Consider the following 17,672-nt stretch of genomic DNA (forward strand, 5'->3'; position numbering starts at 1 on the left):
TGTGTTAAGTAAATTAACTTTACAGGTGATTTTTTTGCTAAAGAAAACAATTAAAATTACAATGTTATTTGATTTTTACGGATCTCTGCTGACAGAAAAACAGCAGCAGATAATTAAAAGTTACTTCTATAATGATTTATCTCTTTCTGAGATTGCTGATAATATAGGCATCAGCCGGCAGGGAGTTTATGATCATTTACACAGAAGTGAAGAGAGCTTAGAAGATTATGAAGCTAAGCTTGGACTTTTAGAGAAATATAATAAAATTAGAAAAAATATAAATGACTTAGAAGAAATGATGACAGCTAAAGGTATTTTAGCTGTAGATCAAAATCAGGATCTGCGCAAAAAACTGGAATCGATCAAATCGATCCTCTAGAGGAGGTAAATTATGATTTTTTCAAATCTAGCTGAAAAGCTTCAGGATACCTTTGATAAGTTAAGAGGAAAAGGTAAACTGACAGAAAAAGATGTTAAAGCTGCTTTAAAAGAGGTAAAAATGGCTCTTTTAGAGGCGGATGTTAACTACAAAGTTGTTAAAAACTTTATTTCAAAAATTGAAGATAGAGCTGTTGGTAAGGAAGTTATGGACAGTTTAACTCCCGGCCAGCAGGTTATTAAAATTGTAAATGAAGAAATGCAGGAATTGATGGGTGGAAGTAAAGAAGATATTGCTATTGCTTCGGAACCACCTACAATTATTATGATGGTTGGACTGCAGGGTTCTGGTAAGACAACAAGTGCAGGTAAGCTGGCCCGCAAATTATCAAAGGATGGTAAGAGTCCTTTGTTAGTTGCAGCAGATGTTTACCGCCCGGCTGCGATTAGACAGCTACAGGTGCTTGGAGAAAGACTAGACCTGCCTGTGTTTTCAATGGGAGAAGACAGTGACCCGGTTGATATAGCTAAAGGAAGTATTAATTATGCTTCTTCTCACAACTGTGACACTATTATCCTTGATACAGCAGGACGACTGCATATAGATCAGACTATGATGGAAGAGCTTGAGTCTATCAAGTCTACAGTTGAGCCAAATGAGATTCTGCTGGTTGTTGATGCAATGACAGGTCAGGATGCAGTTAATGTAGCTAAAAACTTTGACGATCGTCTTGACATTGATGGAATTGTATTAACCAAAATGGATGGTGACGCCCGTGGTGGTGCAGCCTTATCTATTAAAGCAATCACCGGTAAACCAATTAAATTTGCCGGTACTGGAGAAAAACTTGCGGATCTAGAAACATTCCATCCTGATCGTATGTCATCTCGTATCTTAGGTATGGGAGATGTTTTAAGCTTAATCGAAAAGGCAGAAAAGAGCATTGATAAAGAAAAAGCTCAGGCTCTGGAAGAAAAACTGAGAAAGAACGAATTTACTTTAGAAGACTTTATGGAGCAGATGGATCAGGTAAGAAACATGGGTCCAATGGAAGATATTCTGGGCATGATTCCCGGGATGGGTGGAGCAAAACAGCTTAAAAATATGCAGGTTGATGATAAACAGCTTGATTATATTGAAGCTATAATTTCATCTATGACACCGGAAGAAAGAAGAGATCCAGAAGTTATTAATGGTTCTCGCCGTAAGCGGATTGCTCAGGGAAGTGGAACCAGCATCCAGGAAGTAAATCGTCTTTTAAAGCAGTTTAGACAGACTAAAAAGATGATGAAGCAGTTAAACAGTGGTAAAATGAAAAAAGGTGGAGGCTTTAATCTACCATTTTTCAATTAAAATAGAATTTGCAACTTTTATTAGTAATGGAGGGAGGTGTTTGATAGATGGCAGTTAAGATTCGTTTAAAAAGAATGGGAAGTAAGCGTAATGCATCATACAGAGTTATTGTTTCTGATTCCAAGAGAGCTCCTCAGGGATACTTTGTTGAGGAATTAGGTTTCTATGACCCTACAACTGAACCAGAAACATATAATATTGATGAAGAAAAAGCACTCAAGTGGTTAAATAATGGTGCAAAGCCTTCAGATACAGTTAAGACTTTGTTAAAGAAGTCAGGTGTAATGGCTAAGTACCACGGTAATGAGTAATTAAAAGGAGGTTTTCTCCATGGAAGAACTTATTCAATTTATTGCCGAATCCATAGTAGACAATCCTTCCGAAGTTTCAGTTAATAGGGTTGAAGATAATAATTCTATTACTGTGGAGCTTTCTGTTGCAGATGAAGATATGGGAAAGGTCATTGGAAAAAGAGGCCGAATTGCTAAAGCAATTAGAACCGTTGTCAATGCTGCTGCAGCCAAAGAAGGAACAAAAGTAAGAGTTGATATTAAATAATTTTTCAGGCTGGTGAAATAATTGAGTGATAATTATTTAGAAATTGGGATAATAACTCGTTTTCAGGGAAACAAAGGTGAGGTTCGTGTCAAAGCAACCACCGATATTCCAGAGCGATTCTTTGATTTAGATACTGTTTATCTTAAAAGAGGAGATGAGCTTAAAGAGCTGGAAATTGATTATATCCGTTTTCACAAACAATTTGTAGTCATTAAGTTTTTTGACATTAATTCAATTAATGAAGCAGAAGAACTTAAAAATTATCAGGTTTTAATTGATGAGTCTGAAAAATATTTACTTCCAGAAGATAACTTTTATGTCGATGATTTAATAGACTGTGAGGTCTATCTTGAATCTGAGAAATATCTGGGAAAATTAATAGATGTTATTGACACTTCAGGCACAGATATTTTCCTGGTCAAAGGCCAGGATAAAGAATATATGCTGCCTGCCAGTCGTGAAATGATTATAGAAATTGACCTTGAAAACAAAAAAATTATTGTTGATCCTATTCCAGGGATCTTAGATCTTTAGGAGCTGAATTTATGTTTTTTGATATTTTAACCCTTTTTCCCGAAATGTTTACGGGACCTTTTAGTGAGAGTATTTTAAAAAGAGCCAGAGAAAAAGATTTGATAGATATTAAAACAGTAAATATCCGTGATTTTGCTGAAGATAAACACCATACAACAGATGAGCCACCCTATGGTGGAGGTGCTGGCATGGTGATGAAGGCAGAACCGATCTTTAAAGCCTGGCAGGATACTCAAAATAAGAGGGGACATAAATCAAAAACTATTTTAATGAGTCCTCAGGGTCAGGAATTGACTCAGGATTTAGTAAAGGATCTAAGTCAGGAAGAAGGTTTAACGATAATTTGCGGCCGTTATGAAGGTGTGGATGAGCGGGTCAGAGAAACAATTGTCGATCAGGAAATCTCTATCGGTGACTATGTGCTTACCGGGGGAGAACTGCCGGCAATGGTGCTTGTTGACTCAATCTCCAGACTTTTAAGTGGAGTTCTGGGAGATGAAGATTCTTCTAAAAAGGATTCATTTTATAATGGGCTTTTAGAACATCCTCATTATACCAGACCCCGAGAGGTTAATGGCCTTAAAGTCCCTGATGTGCTGCTCAGCGGTAATCATCAGTTAATCGAGCGCTGGCGTAAAAAAGAGTCTTTAAAAAGAACTCTTTTAAGAAGAGAAGACTTACTGGAAGATAGAAATCTTAGTGATTTAGAAAAAGAATTACTTAAAGAAATTAAGCTGGAACTAAAGGGTGAAGTTGATGAGTAAAATTGAGGCAGATGTTTATCTTGGCTTAGTCCATAATCCTATTTATAATAAACTGGGTGAAGTTATAACAACAACTGTAACAAATTATGATCTACATGATATATCAAGAGCCGCAAAAACTTATGATATTAATAAATACTATATTATCAATAATCTAAAATCACAGCAGGAACTGGTAGAAAGAGTAAGAGACTACTGGACCGGGGGCCGGGGTGCTGATTATGTATATAACCGCCACCAGGCTTTTTCTGTTCTCGAGATTGCTTCTGAACTTGAAGAAGTAAAGGAAGAAATTAGAGAGGAAACCGGTCAGGAACCTCTGCTGATTGCTACTGATGCTCGTGAATATCCAAATACAATATCCTATAAAGATATGCGCAGTGAATTACAGCAGGTTGATCGCCCCTTTTTGATTATATATGGAACTGGTTATGGATTAACTAAGGAAATGGTTGCTGACTGTGACTATATACTCTATCCGATCTGGGGTAGGGGAGATTTTAATCATCTGTCAGTTAGAAGTGCTGCTTCAATCATAATGGATCGTCTGTTATCTGATCCCTGGTGGGAGGCATAAATTTAATTATTTTTTGAGAGGAGGTTTATAGATGAACATTATCAATGAAATAGAAAAAGACCAAATTCGTGATGATATCCCCGAATTTGCTGTTGGAGATACATTAGATCTGAAAGTATTAATCTCTGAAGGTGGCAAAGAAAGACTGCAGCCATTTAGAGGTGTTGTAATCAGAAGAAATGGTGGTGGTCTGAGTGAGACTTTCACTATTCGTAAGGTTGCTCACGGTGTAGGAGTGGAAAGAACTTTCCCACTACATACTTCTAAATTAGATACAATTACAGTAGTACGCCGTGGTGATGTTAGAAGATCTCGTCTTTACTATCTGCGGGATAGAAGAGGTAAGGCTTCTAGAATTAAAGAAAAAAGAGAAGAAAGAAAATAATTATTTTGATTTTAAGGTGGGGCTTTCTCCACCTTTTTTCAATATTAAATGGCTTAAAAATTAGTTTCAGAAAAAGTTTTAAGGAGTTTTAATTATGATACAGTGGTATCCCGGCCATATGGCCAAAGCAAAGAGAATATTAAAAGAAGATTTAAAGTTAGTTGATATTGTTATTGAGGTGGCTGATGCTCGAGTCCCCTTAAGCAGTCAGAATCCTGACCTGAGGAAATTAATAGATAAACAGGCCAAGGTAACTGTTTTAAATAAAAAGGATCTTGCTGATCCAGAATATAATCAGAAGTGGATTGACTATTTTCAGGATAAGACAGCTGAAGAAGCAGTTTTATTAAATTCTCTTACCGGAGAGGGTGTCAGTGAATTAAAGAGTATTTTAAATAATACTTATGACAAAATTGCTGCCAAACTTTCAAAAAAGGGAAGAAATCCTCGGAGACTGCGGGCAATGATTATTGGAATTCCCAATGTTGGAAAATCAGCTTTAATTAATCTTTTAGCCGGTTCTAATATTACAACAATTGGTAATAAACCCGGAGTAACTCGAGGCAGGCAGTGGGTTAATGTCAGTAAAAAGGTGCGTCTCCTTGATACACCTGGAATCTTATGGCCAAAATTTAGTGATGAAGATAAGGCATATAAGTTAGCTCTAACCGGGGCTGTGGACAATGATATCTTTGATCCTGAGCTGGCAGCTTACAAATTGATTAAATTTATTAAGGAGATCAATGAGGAGATCTTAATAGACGCTTACAGCCTTGATTATTTAGAAGCCCACCCTTATGATGTCTTGGCCGATATAGCCCGCAAAAGGGGCTGTTTAATGACAGGTGGTAAGGTTGACCGCAATCGAGCAGCTGGAATAGTAATCAATGATTTTAGAGATGGCAGGTTAGGTCAGATAACTTTAGAAAAACCAGCAGAAGCAGAAAGTTTAAAGGAAGCTGATCAGAATGAAAAATAATAATTTAGATCTACCTGAGTTTAGTCAGTTGACAGTTAAAGAGGTTAAAAACTTTGCTGCAGAGCTGAAAATTGATAAAAATTTACCGGAGATAATTAAAATTTTAAACCAGGATTCCCGCAAAGGAGTCCAAAAAGTTGCTGCCAGACTGCAGCGCAAAATTAAGCAGCAGCAGCAAATAGAAGCTAAGTGGGAGCGGATGAATACTGTGGAAGCAGAGCTTAGAACTCAGGGCCATCAGATTATTGTCGGGCTGGATGAAGCTGGGCGTGGACCTCTGGCAGGGCCTGTAGTAGCTGCCGCAGTAGTCCTTGACCCAGAGGCTAAAATTTATGAACTTGATGATTCCAAAAAATTATCAAAAAAGAAAAGAGAAATTCTATTTTCAAAAATCAAAGCCAGGGCAAAAGTGGGTATCGGTAAAGCAACAAGCAGTGAAATTGATAAATACAATATTCGTGAAGCTACCTTTGTTGCTATGAAGAGGGCAGTTAAGGATTTACTGCCGCAGTTAGCTGCAAATCCTGATATTTTACTGGTGGATGGAAATGCAGTTATACCTGAACTGACTGTAGCTCAAAAATCTATAATTGATGGAGATGCAGATGTAAATGCAATTGCTGCTGCTTCAATTATCGCTAAAGTTACCAGGGATAATATTATTTTTGAATATGCAGAGAAATTTCCTCAGTACAACTTTAAGTCCAACAAGGGCTATGGTACTGCTGAACATATAGCTGCTTTAGAAAAATATGGCTCTTCTTCGATCCACCGCAAATCATTTGGGAGAGTTCCAGAGTAAATTTAACTGAGTTTAATAACTTTGTTATTTATTAAAATTTAAAAATATAAGCTCTTAAGAAAGGAGATAAGAAAATGAATACAAAAAGATTAGCTCGTGGAGCAGCGATTACTGCCTTATATGTTGTGATTACATATTTTTTGGCTCCAGTAAGTTTTGGACCAATTCAATTTAGAGCAGCTGAAGCTTTAACAGTTCTGCCAATTTTATTTCCAGAAGCAGTTCCGGCCCTATTTTTAGGAGTACTGCTGGCCAATGTGATTGGGGGACTTGGTTTAATTGATATTATTGGAGGAAGTCTGGTTACTCTGCTGGCTGCTTATGTGACCTATAAAAACAGAGATAATATTTTCGCTTATTTAAGTCCAATTTTATTTAATGCATTTTTAATCAGCATTTATCTTCACATTTTATTTGACCTTCCTTACTGGTTAAATGTTATTCAAATTGGTCTAAGTGAGGCAGCTGTTGTTTTAATTCTTGGTGTACCACTAATTAAATATCTAAAGAAGCATTTCTGATTTTTCTGCGTACCAGCGAAAATCAACAGCTTCAATCAGATCTGATTCTGTAATTTGGGGATTTGAATTCAAGTCAGCAATAGTTCTCGCCACCCGCATCAGGCGGATATAACCGCGAACACTTAATTTAAGGCTTTCATAGGCCTGTTCCAAAACCTTTTTGGCACTGCTGTTAGGCTGACAGTATTTTTCTATATCCTCTAAGTTCAGCTCTGAATTATTTTTGATTCCAGTATCTTGGTATCTTTGAGCCTGCATTGAGCGGGCTTTTTTTATTTTTTTGAGATAATTTATTTTTTCAGCAGTAGAATTTTTAAATAAGATTTCATCTTTTTTTAGAGGTAGAACTTCAATCTGCAGGTCAATCCTATCTTTTAATGGACCTGATAATTTTTGCTGGTAGCGGACAATATCTCTTTCCGAGCACTTACAGTCACGATCTTTAACTCCTGCAAAACCACAGGGGCAGGGATTCATTGCCGCCAGAAACTGAAAATCTGCTGGAAAATAGTAACTTCCCTGCTGCCGGACAATTTTAATTTTCTTTTTTTCCAGAGGTTCTCTCAGATTGGCCAGAACAGAATTTTTAAATTCCGGCAGCTCGTCTAAAAAGAGAACTCCATTATGTGCCAGAGATATTTCTCCAGGCACAGGTATCTGACCTCCTCCAATTAAACCAGCAGAGGTAATAGAATGATGAGGAGCAACAAAAGGGCGATATTTCTTCTTCAGATTAAGTTCATTTAAATTATTGTTGATGCTGTAGATGGAGGCTGTTTCCAGCAGTTCTCTTTTATTGAGTGGTGCCAGCAGTTTTACAATAGATTCTGCCAGAACTGTTTTGCCACAACCGGGAGGTCCAATTAAAAGTAAATTATGGCCTCCAGCAGCAGCTGTGACCACAGCTTTTTTGGCACTTTTCTGACCCCTGATCTGGTTGAGTTCTGGATAATTTAGGCTGGAATCTTCATTTAATTTTGGTTTAAATTTACTTCTTTTTGCTGCAGCTTCCAAATTGTTAAGGTCATGCAGGTGTTTTAAAAGATAGGGAGTTAAATTTTTAACCAGCACAGCTTCCTTTTGGTTTGCGCCAGGCAGTACAGCCTCTAAATAATTGTTTTCTGCAGCTGTAAGCAGCATGGAAAGCACACCTTTTACATGATTAATATTCCCATTTAAATTTAATTCACCAGCAAAAAATTTATTTTCTTTATTTTTAATTTTAATCTGCCCGGAGCATTCCAGCAGAACTGCAGCGATTGCCAGGTCAAAATGAGAGCCATATTTATTGATATTACCGGGAGCTAGATTAACTGTTATTTTCTTAACCGGCCATTCGAAACCGGAATTGATAATTGCTGAGCGGACTCTTTTAGCAGATTCTCGAACTGTTTTTCCAGCCAGCCCAACAATATTAAAGCCGGGCAGTCCTCTTGAAATATCTACCTCAACTTTTACCATTTCTGCTTTTACTCCATGTATTACTGCTGAATAGAGATAGGAATACATTCAATTCTCCTTTCTAAAGTGGGTCGAAACTACAAATTATTCTATTATATTTTTAAAATGCTTTAATTTATCAATACGTCTGGCAGCAGGATCAATTTTTAAAGCAATCAAGTCAAAACGAATTGAACTTAAATGGATGTTTTTTTCAGCAAAATAATAGATTGCTGCTCGACGGAGGTGAGCAATCTGTTGATTATAAAGAGAGTGGGCCAGCTCAATATAACTTTCGGAGCTGCGGCTCTTAACTTCAATAAAAATTGTATAATTATTTTTAGCAGCGATAATATCAATTTCTCCAAACTTATTTCTATAATTCCTTTCAATAATATAATAACCCTCCTGCCTTAAATATTTTACTGCAATATCTTCACCAATTTCTCCGATTTTATTGTGTAAAGCCATCAAAATACCTCCTTAAATAGAATATATTATATAATTATGTAAATAAATAGAAACTCCTGCATAAAAAATTAATTTTTTTATTATAATCTGGGAGAAGAAAAGTAAAGATCTTATTTAATAAGTAATTTCTATAATATTCAAAAGATAATTATTTTGGATTATTATAAATTAATTAGAGGATTTCAGCTGAATTTAAAGAATAATAATTATTAGAAAAGAAAATAATGTTCTCTTTTTAGGTGCTTCTTTAAATTAGAAGATAATAGGGAATCAGGTGAAATTCCTGAACGGGTCCGCCACTGTTAATCAGTAGGCCGATTAATTACCACTCACTCATCAATGGCGCTGGGGAAGGTAAATCGGTAGAGCTGTAAAGTCAGGAGACCTGCCTAAAAGGATAACAGCCATCTTCGAGACAGGACTGGTTGTGGGCTAACTATATCTATTCTGACACCCTCAATGTATCCTTAGGGTGTCATTTTTTGTTTGTTTAGCCTTTTTTGTCTTAGGTGGCTGTGAGCAGACAAAAAACTCAAGGAGGAATTATTTATGTTAAGAAAAACAGTTTTAGTCATGCTTACAGCACTCTTGATTTTTGCAGTGCCAGTAAGTGCCGAGGAAGAAGTTATGGAATTGGATGAGGTAGTCGTGACAGCAAGTCGTTATCAGGAAAGTATTATGGAGACTCCTGTCAGTATTGAGGTTATTGATCAGGAAGAGATAGAAGAGAGCAATGCCAGGAATTTAGCAGATCTTCTGCAGGATGCAGGTGGGGTTTATATTAAAAACTTCAGTGGGTTAACTGGAAAAAAAGATATAATAATTAGAGGAGCAAGACAGGACCAAATATTATACTTACTTGATGGTCAGCCTTTAAATAGTCCTCAGGATGGTGTAATTAGACTGGAGGATATTCCTATTTCAGTTATTAAAAAAATTGAAATTTCTAAGTCTGCCTCATCTTCAATTTATGGTGCAAATGCTATGGGAGGCGTAATCAATATTGTAACTCAAGACGCCGATCAGGAGAATAAAACAGAGATTGATTTTGGTTTAGGTTCATATAATACTCAAAATTATATTTTAACAACAAATTATAATTTTGATAATTCTTCAATATTTATCTCGTATGATAAATTAAGTAGTGATGATCATCGAGATGATCCTGATCAAGAGTCGGCATTGGATCGTAATGATTTATTTTTAAAATACAAATATAATCTGAGTAAAAAATCAACTTTTAACTTTTCATACAGATATAATAATGTTGAATCAAATTATCCAGGCTCAGATGCAAATGATGACTATGGTTTTCGTGATGACCAGGATAAGAATATCAAAATCTCTCTGAATCAAAATTTAGATAATAGAGATAGAACATTTTTATTATACAGTAATAATCGAGAGATGTATGATAGAACCAGAAGTACCTGGAGTTTAACTGGATATAATCTAACTGATATAGATATTTTAAAAAGAGGTTTTAATTATAAAGAAACAAATTATTATTTTGACAACCATACATTAATTTATGGTTTTGAAATAGTAGAAAATGAAGTTAAAGATAATCAATTAGAAACTAATAATAAACATAGCAATCTAAATAAATCTTTATATATCCAGGATAAATTTAGAGTAAATAATAATATTTTTGTTTATGGAGGAAGATATGATGATCATGAAGAGTATGGATCTAATTTAAGCCCTAAATTTGGATATATTTATCAAATAAATAATAATTGGAATTTTAATTTTAATTATGGTGAATCATATAGGGCACCAACATTTCTAGATTTATATACTGGTTTTGGTAGCAACGAAAATTTAAAAGTGGAAGAGGGTAAAACTTTTGATTTAGGTTTTAAATATTCAGATTCAATTTGTAGCAGAGAGATTACATTTTTTAAAAGAAATTTCGAACAGTTAATCAATTATAATTCTGATACATTTATGATGGAAAATATTGATGAAGCTGAAATCAAAGGAATAGAGTTATTAACATCTAGAAAAATAGATGATAATTGGAGTGTTGATTTTGCATACACCTATTTAGAAGCTAGAGATGATAGTGTTGATGGCCAGTCATTAAATATGCCATATAATCAGATTGCTTTAAATACAAAATACAGCGGCAAAAATTATAAAGTTGTTCTTGACAATAGATATGTTGGTGAAACAAATTCTTATGGTGGGGAAACGGTAGAATCATATTTCTTATCTGATTTAAGATTATCTACAAATTTAAGTAAAAACAAAGAACTTTCAGTTGAAATCAACAATCTTTTCGACAAAGACTATGAAGTAGTAGACGGTTATCCAATGCCGGGCCGCAACTTTATGGTGAACTTAAGCACTAACTTTTAATTAAAAGCAAAAGAAAGGATGATGATAATGAAGTATAATAAAACAATATATCTGACAGCCTTCCTCTTATCATTATCCCTTATCCTGCTGCTGGAAGCTGCTTCTTTAGGGCTTCTGGCAGAGGATATAAAACCTGTTGAAAAAAAAGAGGTTGAAATTGAACTATTATTATCTACTTCTAATCATCCTGCCGCAGAAAATACTCAGTCAGAAGGGAAGCAAAAACTTAAAGAAGCAAAAGCTGAGCAGGGAGATAATTTTTCTGAAAAGAAAGAGACACTGGCTGAGGAAACAGTTAAAAGTAGTTCAAACAAAAATGAAGAAAAGAATGATCATTTTGTCGAAGAGGAAGAAAAAGAAGTAGATGAAGCAGAAATTAAAACAGAAAAGATTCAGCAGGAGAATGATTTAAAAACCGAAGAAACAGACGAAACTTCTTCAGAAAACAAAGAAGTAGAAGAAAAACAGGAGACAATGCCGGCCTGGTTAAATAATTCAAAAAATGAGACAGAGGAAGATAATTCAAAAGAAGCAGCAACTAAAAAAGAAGAAAATGAAGACAAATTTGATTTGGATAGTTATCTGGCTGAATTAGAAAATGATGATTCAGCTGTTCAAGAAAACGAAGTTGATAAAGAAGTTAATAAAAAAAATGAGAATAAAAGTGATCATAATTTAAGAGAAAATGAATCAGAAACAGAAGGAGAGAGCAGAGAAAAAAACACAGTAAGTAAGTCAGAGAATAAAAAGGACAATGCTGCTGAAGAAGGTGCTCGGAATAATGAGGAACAAGAAGTTTATAATCTAAGAGAGGGCGGGAATGATATTCAAAAGCCTGGTCTGAAAAATTATGCTCAGCCAGAATATCCTTCTAACTTGAGAAAAAGAAATATTGAAGGTGAAGTAATAATATCTTTGAGAATAGATAAAGCTGGTAAGGCTCATGATTTAAAAATCAGTCAAAGCTCGGGTTATGACTCTTTCGATCAGGCTGCTCTTAGTGCAGTTTCCAACTGGAGATTTGAAGCTGCAGAAAAAGATGGTATTAAAGTTGAGGTAATTGTTAATCTGCCAATTCGTTTTAAGTTAAATTAACTGGAGGTAAAATTTATGATTACAGAGTTTATTGAAACAGCAGGTATTGTTTCCTATCCACTGCTTTTAGCAGCATTTTTAATGATTTTTATAGTTTTTGAGAGGAGTATAATATTTTTTTTAAATTATAGGCAAATTGATAAGGATAAATATTTAAAAGCAGTTCTTAATTTTAATGATAATAAACAGCAGGCCAGTATTTTAAAGAATAAAAAGGGAGTAGCTGCTGAAATTTATAATAATATTTTAACTAAAAAGCCAAAAAGTAGAGAGGAATTCAACTTATATCTTGATGCAGAAGAAGTTGATAAACTGCCGCAGCTTGAAAAACACTTAGGTTTTTTAAATTTTATTGCTCAGGTTTCACCAACCTTAGGTCTGCTGGGAACAGTAAGCGGTATGATCAAAACATTTCAGGTTTTAGGTGTGGGAGGCAGTCCGGAGCAGATGGCAGTAGGAATTTCAGAAGCTTTATTTACTACTGCTGCTGGCTTAATCATATCAATACCTGCTGCAGCTTTTTACCACTATTTTTATGCTAAAATAGAAAAACTCCATAATCAGCTCAATAACTTAAGGTTAGAAAGTGAGAGCATTCTTTATAAAAAAGAGATTAAGGAGCTGAATAATAATGAAATATCAGCCTAAAAAGAAAAGTTCAACTTTAAATCTGGCTCCAATGATAGATATTGTCTTTTTACTTTTAATTTTCTTTCTTGTTTCTTCAACTTTACAGGGAGAAGAAGCATTATATAATATTAGCGTGCCGGAGAGCAGCATCGGTCAGAGTTCAGAGCAGAAAAATATAAGTGTCTTTTTGGATCAAAAAAACCAGATATATTATCAGGAAAAGGAATATAGCAGGCAGCAGCTGGATAAATTATTTGCTGAGTTAAATGCTGGCCCGGTCGAAAAAGTTAAAATCTATGCTGATCAGGAGAGTAATTTTGATTCCCTGGTATTTTTAATCGAAAAATTTAAAAATAACGGCTATCAAAATATATCTTTTGCCCTGAGGGAGGAAAAATAAAAAAGGATTTTCTCCATCTTATTAGAATTATATAATTAAGAGATTAATTATTAAGCAAATAAAAATAATGATTAGTAAACGGAGGGGTTATTTATGAACAGAAATGTAGGTATGTTTTTAGTTTTTATAGCTTTGATTTTATTATCTGTAATAGTAGTTAATGGTTTGTATTTTAATACTCCAGCTGTAGAAACAGCAGAAAGAGAAGCTCCAGTTGAAAAAATAGAAAAAGATTATATTACAACTAATTTAAGTATCAGCCAGCAGCAGGAATATGATCCTGATATTGTTGATGTGGTGCTTGGCTTTGAAAATGAAAGTAGAGAACAGTCAGCAGCAGTAGAAGAAAACAACCGAATAATGAGTGAAGTAATGGCTATTTTAGAAGCGGAAGAACTGGAAAATTTAGAAACACAGGGATTTAGAGTTTATCCCTATACCAGATATGAAGAAAGAGAAGATAGTGGTGAGGAAAGAGTAACTTATTATCAGGTCAACAATCAGATAAAATTCACTTCAAAAAATTTAGGAGAATTACCGGTCCTTTTAGGCAGATTACTGGACGCAGGGGCCAACAGAGTTGTTAACATAAACTATCGTTTAGAGAGCAACGAAAAAGCTTTAGAGGATGTTACAGCAGCAGCGTTAAGCAGTCTTAAAGATAAAGCTGCTTTTATGGCCGCAAATCTGGATAAAGAAAATTACAGAATCAAAGAACTTAATTTTGGTCAGCAGAATATTTATGGCAGTGATGCTTTAAAAGCAATGAGCAGAACTGCAGAGTCAGCAAACTTTTCTGAAGTGCCTCTGGCAGAACAGAAGGTAAACATTAGTGTTTCACTTTCAGCAGAAATAGAATTATACTAAGTTAAAAAAACTGAGTGCATTAGTTGCACTCAGTTTCATTTATTTATTATATAAAAGAAAATTAGCAGCACTTTCCATATCATCTTTGGAGGCAACCAGGAAAACCTGATTTCCTGCAAAAATTTCTCTATTTCCGCGGGGAACAATGTATCTGTCCTGAGCTTTATCATAAATTCCTGCGATTACACAGTTTTCTGGAAAAGTTTTCTGGCTCACTATATCAGAAATTTTCATCCCGGAAATTGGTGATTCAGGTGGAATGGTCAAAATTGAAACCTCAGCCTTACCATCTCCAAGTGAAGCCACCTTCCGCACATCCGGTTCTTCAATATCAGTAATAAAGCGATCTACTATTAATTCCATAGTTGCTGCAATATTGGTAGCTCCAGCCATCTGGTAGGCATTTTCATATTCTGGCTCTCTCATTCTGACCAGAATTTTTTCTACCCCAAAATTTTTGGCTAAAAGTGAAAAAGAAAGATTATCAGCATCATCCCGCATTACTGCAATTGCAACATCACATTTTTCAATTCCAGCTTCTTTTAAAATATCAATTCTCGTAGCACTTCCCAGTACAGTTACTGCTCCATAACGGCTGTATATTTTTTCTGCAACACTCTGTTCTTTTTCAATTACAATTACATCATGTTTTTGAACAAGATTTTTAGTTAAGTTCCTTCCCGCAATACCTCCACCAGCAATAATAATATACATATCAATACCTCCAATTTGCAAAATAATAAAAACTATTCTTCCCAGGCTTTTTTGGTAAATAAAATAATAATCGGTAGAATTTCTAATCTTCCAGCCAGCATTCCTATTATATAGGTCATCTTGATTACAGGAGAAAGAGACGCCATCTTTTCTACAGAAAAGAAGAAAGGACCTATATTACCCATAGCTGAAAACATTCCAGAAAAAGCCTGCCAGCCATTTAAATCAGAAAAGACTGAGGTTATAATCCCCCCGACTACAATTAAAAAAAGCCAGAAAGAAAATAAACCTGTTAATTTATTTATTTCATCACTATCAATAATACTTTTATCAAGTGTAACCGGTAAGACAGCATGATTTGGCAAATATATTTTCTTTACCTCTCTTTTAAATAAGCCTCCCAAAATATTTAAGCGCATAACCTTAATCCCACCTGAGGTGGAACCAACACTCCCGCCAATCAGCATAAAAACTATAAAGATCTGTCTGGCTGCAGCCGGAAAAAAACTGGAATTAATATTATGCGTTCCAAAACCGGTTGTAGTAATAATCGATGTTACCTGAAATAAAGTTTTACGAAAAATTTCTTCAGCATTGAAATCTGCGGCAGTATTTAAAATTATAATTAAAACACTAATAAAAATAGTTGAATATAAAATCAGCCTGACAAAAGTCTTTAATTCACTATTTTTTTTGATGCTTGCAAAATCTTTTGTAAAAAATCTAAAGTGAAGTAGAAAGTTAACCCCACCTAAAAACATAAAAAATGTTATTACATATTCAATTAAAATATAATTGCTGTAGCCGCTATTTGCATAGTGAGCGATGCTGGCATCATAATGAGAAAAACCTCCGGTTGATAGGGTTGTAAAACTGTGAGTAAAAGCATCAAATGGAGATAGACCCAGTAAAATTAAGATCAGACTCTGCAGCAGCATAAAACCAAGGTAAATCAGCCAGAGTATTTTTACAGTTTTAAAAACATTAGGTACAGGCCGGGAAACATTAATTTTATGACTTTCTGCACTAAAAAGCTGCCAGGTTTCTCCCTGAGCTCTAGTAGAGATCAAAAGAAAAAATGTTAAAATTCCCAGACCACCTAAGAGCTGCATCAAACTTCTCCAGAAAATTATAGATTTTGCCATTGAATCAAGGCCGGTAAAGACGGTGATTCCTGTAGTAGTAAAGCCACTTACAGCTTCAAAAAAGGAATCAATAAATGATTTTTCGATCCCAATCATAAAGGGTAAGGCTCCGATTAGGGAAACAATTATCCAGCCTGTGGCACAAAGCAGCATGGCTGTTGTTAAATCTATGTAAATATTTTCAGGGTCAGTCGGCAGTTTTAAGAGGGTACCGGTAATTAAGGCTATAATAATTGTATAGTAAAATGCCTGATAGATCTCATTACCATCCTGGTAAATAAAGGCCAGTATCAGAGGGATGACCATAATAAAGCCCATAATAAAAGCCAGGATGCTCAGAAAATATAAAATAGTATTATACTTAGTAGATTTCAGCAATAACTTTACCCCCTTTTAAAATTTTAATGATTTCCGTTAATTATATTATTCAAGAATAAATGAGTATTTCCTTTTTTAGCCTAAATTTTAATTACTTAAATTGATTTTTACATTATTTGGGTATATAATATAATTAAAATAAAGGAGGTAAATTATGGATATAAACAGCCTGGCAGTAATTTTTTTAAATCAGTTGAGCGGTTTTGGACCCCGAACTATTATTGAATTAATGAGTAATCTAAATAATCTTAACAAAATGTGGAGTTTAAATAAACAGCAGTTAAGAAATTTAGGCTTAACAGAAAAGAAAATAAGGATATTTAATGATCAGAAAGAAAAATTTAAGCCTCAGAAAATAACTGCTGAATTAAAAAAGAAAAATATTAATTATCTAACCTTATATAATCAAGAATATCCAGCTAGATTAAAAGAAATTTATGACCCACCACCAGTAATTTTCTATAAAGGGGTATTAAACTTTCAGCTTCCTGCTGTTGCTGTAATTGGTTCCAGAAACTCTACTGTCTATGGACGCAAAATTGCAAGCAGAACAGCTTCTAAGCTGGCAGAGAAGGGAGTAAATATAATTAGTGGGCTGGCCAATGGAATAGACAGCACTGCTCATCAGGGGGCACTAGCAGCAGATTGTGGTATCACTACAGCTGTTTTAGGAAATGGCTTTGATTATTTATATCCTTCTCAAAATAAACTGCTCTCGCAAAAAATTATTGAAAAGGGTTTAATGCTGACAGAATTCAATCCAGCTGTAGCTCCGCGAGCCAAAAATTTCCCCCGCCGGAATAGAATTATCAGTGGTCTGGCAGATTTAATTTTAGTAGTAGAAGCTGGCGAAAAAAGTGGGACTTTGATTACAGTTGATTATGCTTTAGACCAGGGGAAAGATATTATGGCTGTACCAGGAAATATTGATCGACCAAATTCTGTTGGCTGTAATAGATTGATTAAAAAAGGAGCAGCAATTTTTACGCAGGTAAGTGATATTATAGATTTTTTAAGCAGATATTTACAGCAGATTGATAGTGAAAATGAATTTGTAAATGATGATAAACAAATAAGTAAAATTTATCCCGAATTAAATCCAGATGAAATTAAAATACTGAAACTTTTTCAGCATGAAGTTGAAATATATTATGCTGATTTATTAAAATTAAGTAATCTGACTACAGAAAAAGTTGATAAAATACTGATAAAATTAGAATTAATGGATCTGATAATTCGCTTAAAAGGGAAAAAATATCAGTTTAAGGGTTTACAAAATCTCCTTAAACCAATATAATAATATACTAGTTAAAGAT

Annotated in this window: 21 protein-coding genes and 1 riboswitch; of the genes, 17 read left to right on the forward strand and 4 right to left on the reverse strand. The window is 34.6% G+C overall.

All coding sequences use genetic code 11. The annotated features are described in order from the left end of the window. Nucleotides 1-25: 25 nt before the first annotated feature. The 11 genes from ylxM (at nucleotide 26) to C8C76_RS08885 (ending at nucleotide 6,852) form a co-directional block, all read left to right on the forward strand. Nucleotides 26-379, forward strand: coding sequence for a YlxM family DNA-binding protein (gene ylxM, locus C8C76_RS08835; RefSeq protein ID WP_258222464.1), 354 nt, complete (start codon nucleotides 26-28; stop codon nucleotides 377-379). 12 nt (nucleotides 380-391) lie between these two features. After that, a complete protein-coding gene (ffh, locus tag C8C76_RS08840; RefSeq protein ID WP_108140816.1) occupies nucleotides 392-1,732 on the forward strand; it encodes a signal recognition particle protein in 1,341 nt (446 codons plus the stop codon). Between the two features lie 47 nt (nucleotides 1,733-1,779). Further along, nucleotides 1,780-2,043 carry a 30S ribosomal protein S16 gene (gene rpsP, locus C8C76_RS08845; RefSeq protein WP_076543573.1) on the forward strand — a complete coding sequence of 88 codons (264 nt, stop codon included), beginning with the start codon at nucleotides 1,780-1,782 and terminating at the stop codon, nucleotides 2,041-2,043. A gap of 19 nt (nucleotides 2,044-2,062) precedes the next feature. Further along, on the forward strand, nucleotides 2,063-2,290 hold the full coding sequence (locus tag C8C76_RS08850; protein WP_108140818.1) for a KH domain-containing protein: 228 nt from the start codon (nucleotides 2,063-2,065) through the stop codon (nucleotides 2,288-2,290). Between the two features lie 21 nt (nucleotides 2,291-2,311). Further along, a complete protein-coding gene (rimM, locus tag C8C76_RS08855) occupies nucleotides 2,312-2,824 on the forward strand; it encodes a ribosome maturation factor RimM (RefSeq protein WP_108140820.1) in 513 nt (170 codons plus the stop codon). 11 nt (nucleotides 2,825-2,835) lie between these two features. After that, nucleotides 2,836-3,588, forward strand: coding sequence for a tRNA (guanosine(37)-N1)-methyltransferase TrmD (trmD, locus tag C8C76_RS08860; RefSeq protein WP_108140822.1), 753 nt, complete (start codon nucleotides 2,836-2,838; stop codon nucleotides 3,586-3,588). After that, a complete protein-coding gene (locus tag C8C76_RS08865) occupies nucleotides 3,581-4,165 on the forward strand; it encodes an RNA methyltransferase (RefSeq protein ID WP_108140824.1) in 585 nt (194 codons plus the stop codon). The genes trmD and C8C76_RS08865 overlap by 8 nt, the downstream gene beginning before the upstream one ends. 31 nt (nucleotides 4,166-4,196) lie before the next feature. Continuing rightward, nucleotides 4,197-4,550 carry a 50S ribosomal protein L19 gene (gene rplS, locus C8C76_RS08870; protein ID WP_108140825.1) on the forward strand — a complete coding sequence of 118 codons (354 nt, stop codon included), beginning with the start codon at nucleotides 4,197-4,199 and terminating at the stop codon, nucleotides 4,548-4,550. A 94-nt stretch (nucleotides 4,551-4,644) separates the two neighbouring features. Continuing rightward, complete coding sequence (ylqF, locus tag C8C76_RS08875) at nucleotides 4,645-5,529, forward strand: ribosome biogenesis GTPase YlqF (protein WP_108140827.1); 885 nt, start codon at nucleotides 4,645-4,647, stop codon at nucleotides 5,527-5,529. Then, entirely contained in the window at nucleotides 5,519-6,331 is an 813-nt protein-coding gene (locus tag C8C76_RS08880) for a ribonuclease HII (RefSeq protein WP_108140829.1), read from the forward strand. Before ylqF ends, C8C76_RS08880 begins: the two co-directional genes overlap by 11 nt. Nucleotides 6,332-6,405: 74 nt before the next feature. Then, the gene (locus tag C8C76_RS08885) at nucleotides 6,406-6,852 is read left to right on the forward strand and encodes a QueT transporter family protein (RefSeq protein ID WP_108140831.1); all 447 of its coding nucleotides are present in this window, start codon (nucleotides 6,406-6,408) and stop codon (nucleotides 6,850-6,852) included. On the opposite strand, the gene C8C76_RS08890 is transcribed toward C8C76_RS08885, so the two are convergent. Then, on the reverse strand, nucleotides 6,835-8,361 hold the full coding sequence (locus tag C8C76_RS08890; RefSeq protein ID WP_108140834.1) for a YifB family Mg chelatase-like AAA ATPase: 1,527 nt from the start codon (nucleotides 8,359-8,361) through the stop codon (nucleotides 6,835-6,837). The genes C8C76_RS08885 and C8C76_RS08890 overlap by 18 nt on opposite strands. Before the next feature lie 36 nt (nucleotides 8,362-8,397). Beyond that, the gene (locus C8C76_RS08895) at nucleotides 8,398-8,763 is read right to left on the reverse strand and encodes a YraN family protein (protein ID WP_108140836.1); all 366 of its coding nucleotides are present in this window, start codon (nucleotides 8,761-8,763) and stop codon (nucleotides 8,398-8,400) included. Nucleotides 8,764-8,983: 220 nt separating this feature from the next. Beyond that, nucleotides 8,984-9,170, forward strand: a riboswitch (cobalamin riboswitch). Nucleotides 9,171-9,312: 142 nt separating this feature from the next. On the opposite strand from C8C76_RS08895, the gene C8C76_RS08900 reads away from it, so the two are divergent. The 5 genes from C8C76_RS08900 to C8C76_RS08920 all read left to right on the forward strand — a co-directional run bounded on the left by C8C76_RS08900 (nucleotide 9,313) and on the right by C8C76_RS08920 (nucleotide 14,119). Then, on the forward strand, nucleotides 9,313-11,127 hold the full coding sequence (locus C8C76_RS08900; RefSeq protein ID WP_108140838.1) for a TonB-dependent receptor plug domain-containing protein: 1,815 nt from the start codon (nucleotides 9,313-9,315) through the stop codon (nucleotides 11,125-11,127). A 27-nt stretch (nucleotides 11,128-11,154) separates the two neighbouring features. Then, complete coding sequence (locus C8C76_RS08905) at nucleotides 11,155-12,222, forward strand: energy transducer TonB (RefSeq protein ID WP_166637119.1); 1,068 nt, start codon at nucleotides 11,155-11,157, stop codon at nucleotides 12,220-12,222. Between the two features lie 15 nt (nucleotides 12,223-12,237). After that, nucleotides 12,238-12,870: a MotA/TolQ/ExbB proton channel family protein gene (locus C8C76_RS08910; protein ID WP_108140842.1), complete on the forward strand. Its 633-nt coding sequence runs from the start codon at nucleotides 12,238-12,240 to the stop codon at nucleotides 12,868-12,870. Continuing rightward, a complete protein-coding gene (locus C8C76_RS08915) occupies nucleotides 12,854-13,252 on the forward strand; it encodes an ExbD/TolR family protein (protein WP_108140843.1) in 399 nt (132 codons plus the stop codon). Before C8C76_RS08910 ends, C8C76_RS08915 begins: the two co-directional genes overlap by 17 nt. A 93-nt stretch (nucleotides 13,253-13,345) precedes the next feature. Continuing rightward, the gene (locus C8C76_RS08920; protein WP_108140845.1) at nucleotides 13,346-14,119 is read left to right on the forward strand and encodes an SIMPL domain-containing protein; all 774 of its coding nucleotides are present in this window, start codon (nucleotides 13,346-13,348) and stop codon (nucleotides 14,117-14,119) included. 39 nt (nucleotides 14,120-14,158) lie between these two features. Here the strand turns inward: C8C76_RS08920 and C8C76_RS08925 are convergent, their stop codons facing one another. Continuing rightward, nucleotides 14,159-14,833: a potassium channel family protein gene (locus C8C76_RS08925; protein ID WP_108140847.1), complete on the reverse strand. Its 675-nt coding sequence runs from the start codon at nucleotides 14,831-14,833 to the stop codon at nucleotides 14,159-14,161. A 32-nt stretch (nucleotides 14,834-14,865) separates the two neighbouring features. Further along, nucleotides 14,866-16,356 carry a TrkH family potassium uptake protein gene (locus tag C8C76_RS08930; protein WP_108140849.1) on the reverse strand — a complete coding sequence of 497 codons (1,491 nt, stop codon included), beginning with the start codon at nucleotides 16,354-16,356 and terminating at the stop codon, nucleotides 14,866-14,868. A 154-nt stretch (nucleotides 16,357-16,510) separates the two neighbouring features. Here C8C76_RS08930 and dprA point away from each other — a divergent pair, with 154 nt between their 5' ends. Further along, entirely contained in the window at nucleotides 16,511-17,653 is a 1,143-nt protein-coding gene (gene dprA, locus C8C76_RS08935; RefSeq protein WP_108140851.1) for a DNA-processing protein DprA, read from the forward strand. Nucleotides 17,654-17,672 lie beyond the last annotated feature (19 nt).

Source organism: Halanaerobium saccharolyticum (assembly GCF_003053565.1).
GTDB classification, from domain to species: domain Bacteria; phylum Bacillota; class Halanaerobiia; order Halanaerobiales; family Halanaerobiaceae; genus Halanaerobium; species Halanaerobium saccharolyticum_B.

Bases quoted from the DNA above. Each gene is read 5' to 3' on its own strand.
- C8C76_RS08910 (WP_108140842.1), top strand. From the start codon at position 12,238: ATGATTACAGAGTTTATTGAAACAGCAGGTATTGTTTCCTATCCACTG.
- trmD (WP_108140822.1), top strand. From the start codon at position 2,836: ATGTTTTTTGATATTTTAACCCTTTTTCCCGAAATGTTTACGGGACCT.
- C8C76_RS08900 (WP_108140838.1), top strand. From the start codon at position 9,313: ATGTTAAGAAAAACAGTTTTAGTCATGCTTACAGCACTCTTGATTTTT.
- C8C76_RS08850 (WP_108140818.1), top strand. From the start codon at position 2,063: ATGGAAGAACTTATTCAATTTATTGCCGAATCCATAGTAGACAATCCT.
- C8C76_RS08885 (WP_108140831.1), top strand. From the start codon at position 6,406: ATGAATACAAAAAGATTAGCTCGTGGAGCAGCGATTACTGCCTTATAT.
- ylqF (WP_108140827.1), top strand. From the start codon at position 4,645: ATGATACAGTGGTATCCCGGCCATATGGCCAAAGCAAAGAGAATATTA.
- C8C76_RS08905 (WP_166637119.1), top strand. From the start codon at position 11,155: ATGAAGTATAATAAAACAATATATCTGACAGCCTTCCTCTTATCATTA.
- rplS (WP_108140825.1), top strand. From the start codon at position 4,197: ATGAACATTATCAATGAAATAGAAAAAGACCAAATTCGTGATGATATC.
- C8C76_RS08925 (WP_108140847.1), bottom strand. From the start codon at position 14,833: ATGTATATTATTATTGCTGGTGGAGGTATTGCGGGAAGGAACTTAACT.
- C8C76_RS08915 (WP_108140843.1), top strand. From the start codon at position 12,854: ATGAAATATCAGCCTAAAAAGAAAAGTTCAACTTTAAATCTGGCTCCA.
- C8C76_RS08880 (WP_108140829.1), top strand. From the start codon at position 5,519: ATGAAAAATAATAATTTAGATCTACCTGAGTTTAGTCAGTTGACAGTT.
- rpsP (WP_076543573.1), top strand. From the start codon at position 1,780: ATGGCAGTTAAGATTCGTTTAAAAAGAATGGGAAGTAAGCGTAATGCA.
- C8C76_RS08890 (WP_108140834.1), bottom strand. From the start codon at position 8,361: ATGTATTCCTATCTCTATTCAGCAGTAATACATGGAGTAAAAGCAGAA.
- C8C76_RS08865 (WP_108140824.1), top strand. From the start codon at position 3,581: ATGAGTAAAATTGAGGCAGATGTTTATCTTGGCTTAGTCCATAATCCT.
- C8C76_RS08920 (WP_108140845.1), top strand. From the start codon at position 13,346: ATGAACAGAAATGTAGGTATGTTTTTAGTTTTTATAGCTTTGATTTTA.
- dprA (WP_108140851.1), top strand. From the start codon at position 16,511: ATGGATATAAACAGCCTGGCAGTAATTTTTTTAAATCAGTTGAGCGGT.
- C8C76_RS08895 (WP_108140836.1), bottom strand. From the start codon at position 8,763: ATGGCTTTACACAATAAAATCGGAGAAATTGGTGAAGATATTGCAGTA.
- ffh (WP_108140816.1), top strand. From the start codon at position 392: ATGATTTTTTCAAATCTAGCTGAAAAGCTTCAGGATACCTTTGATAAG.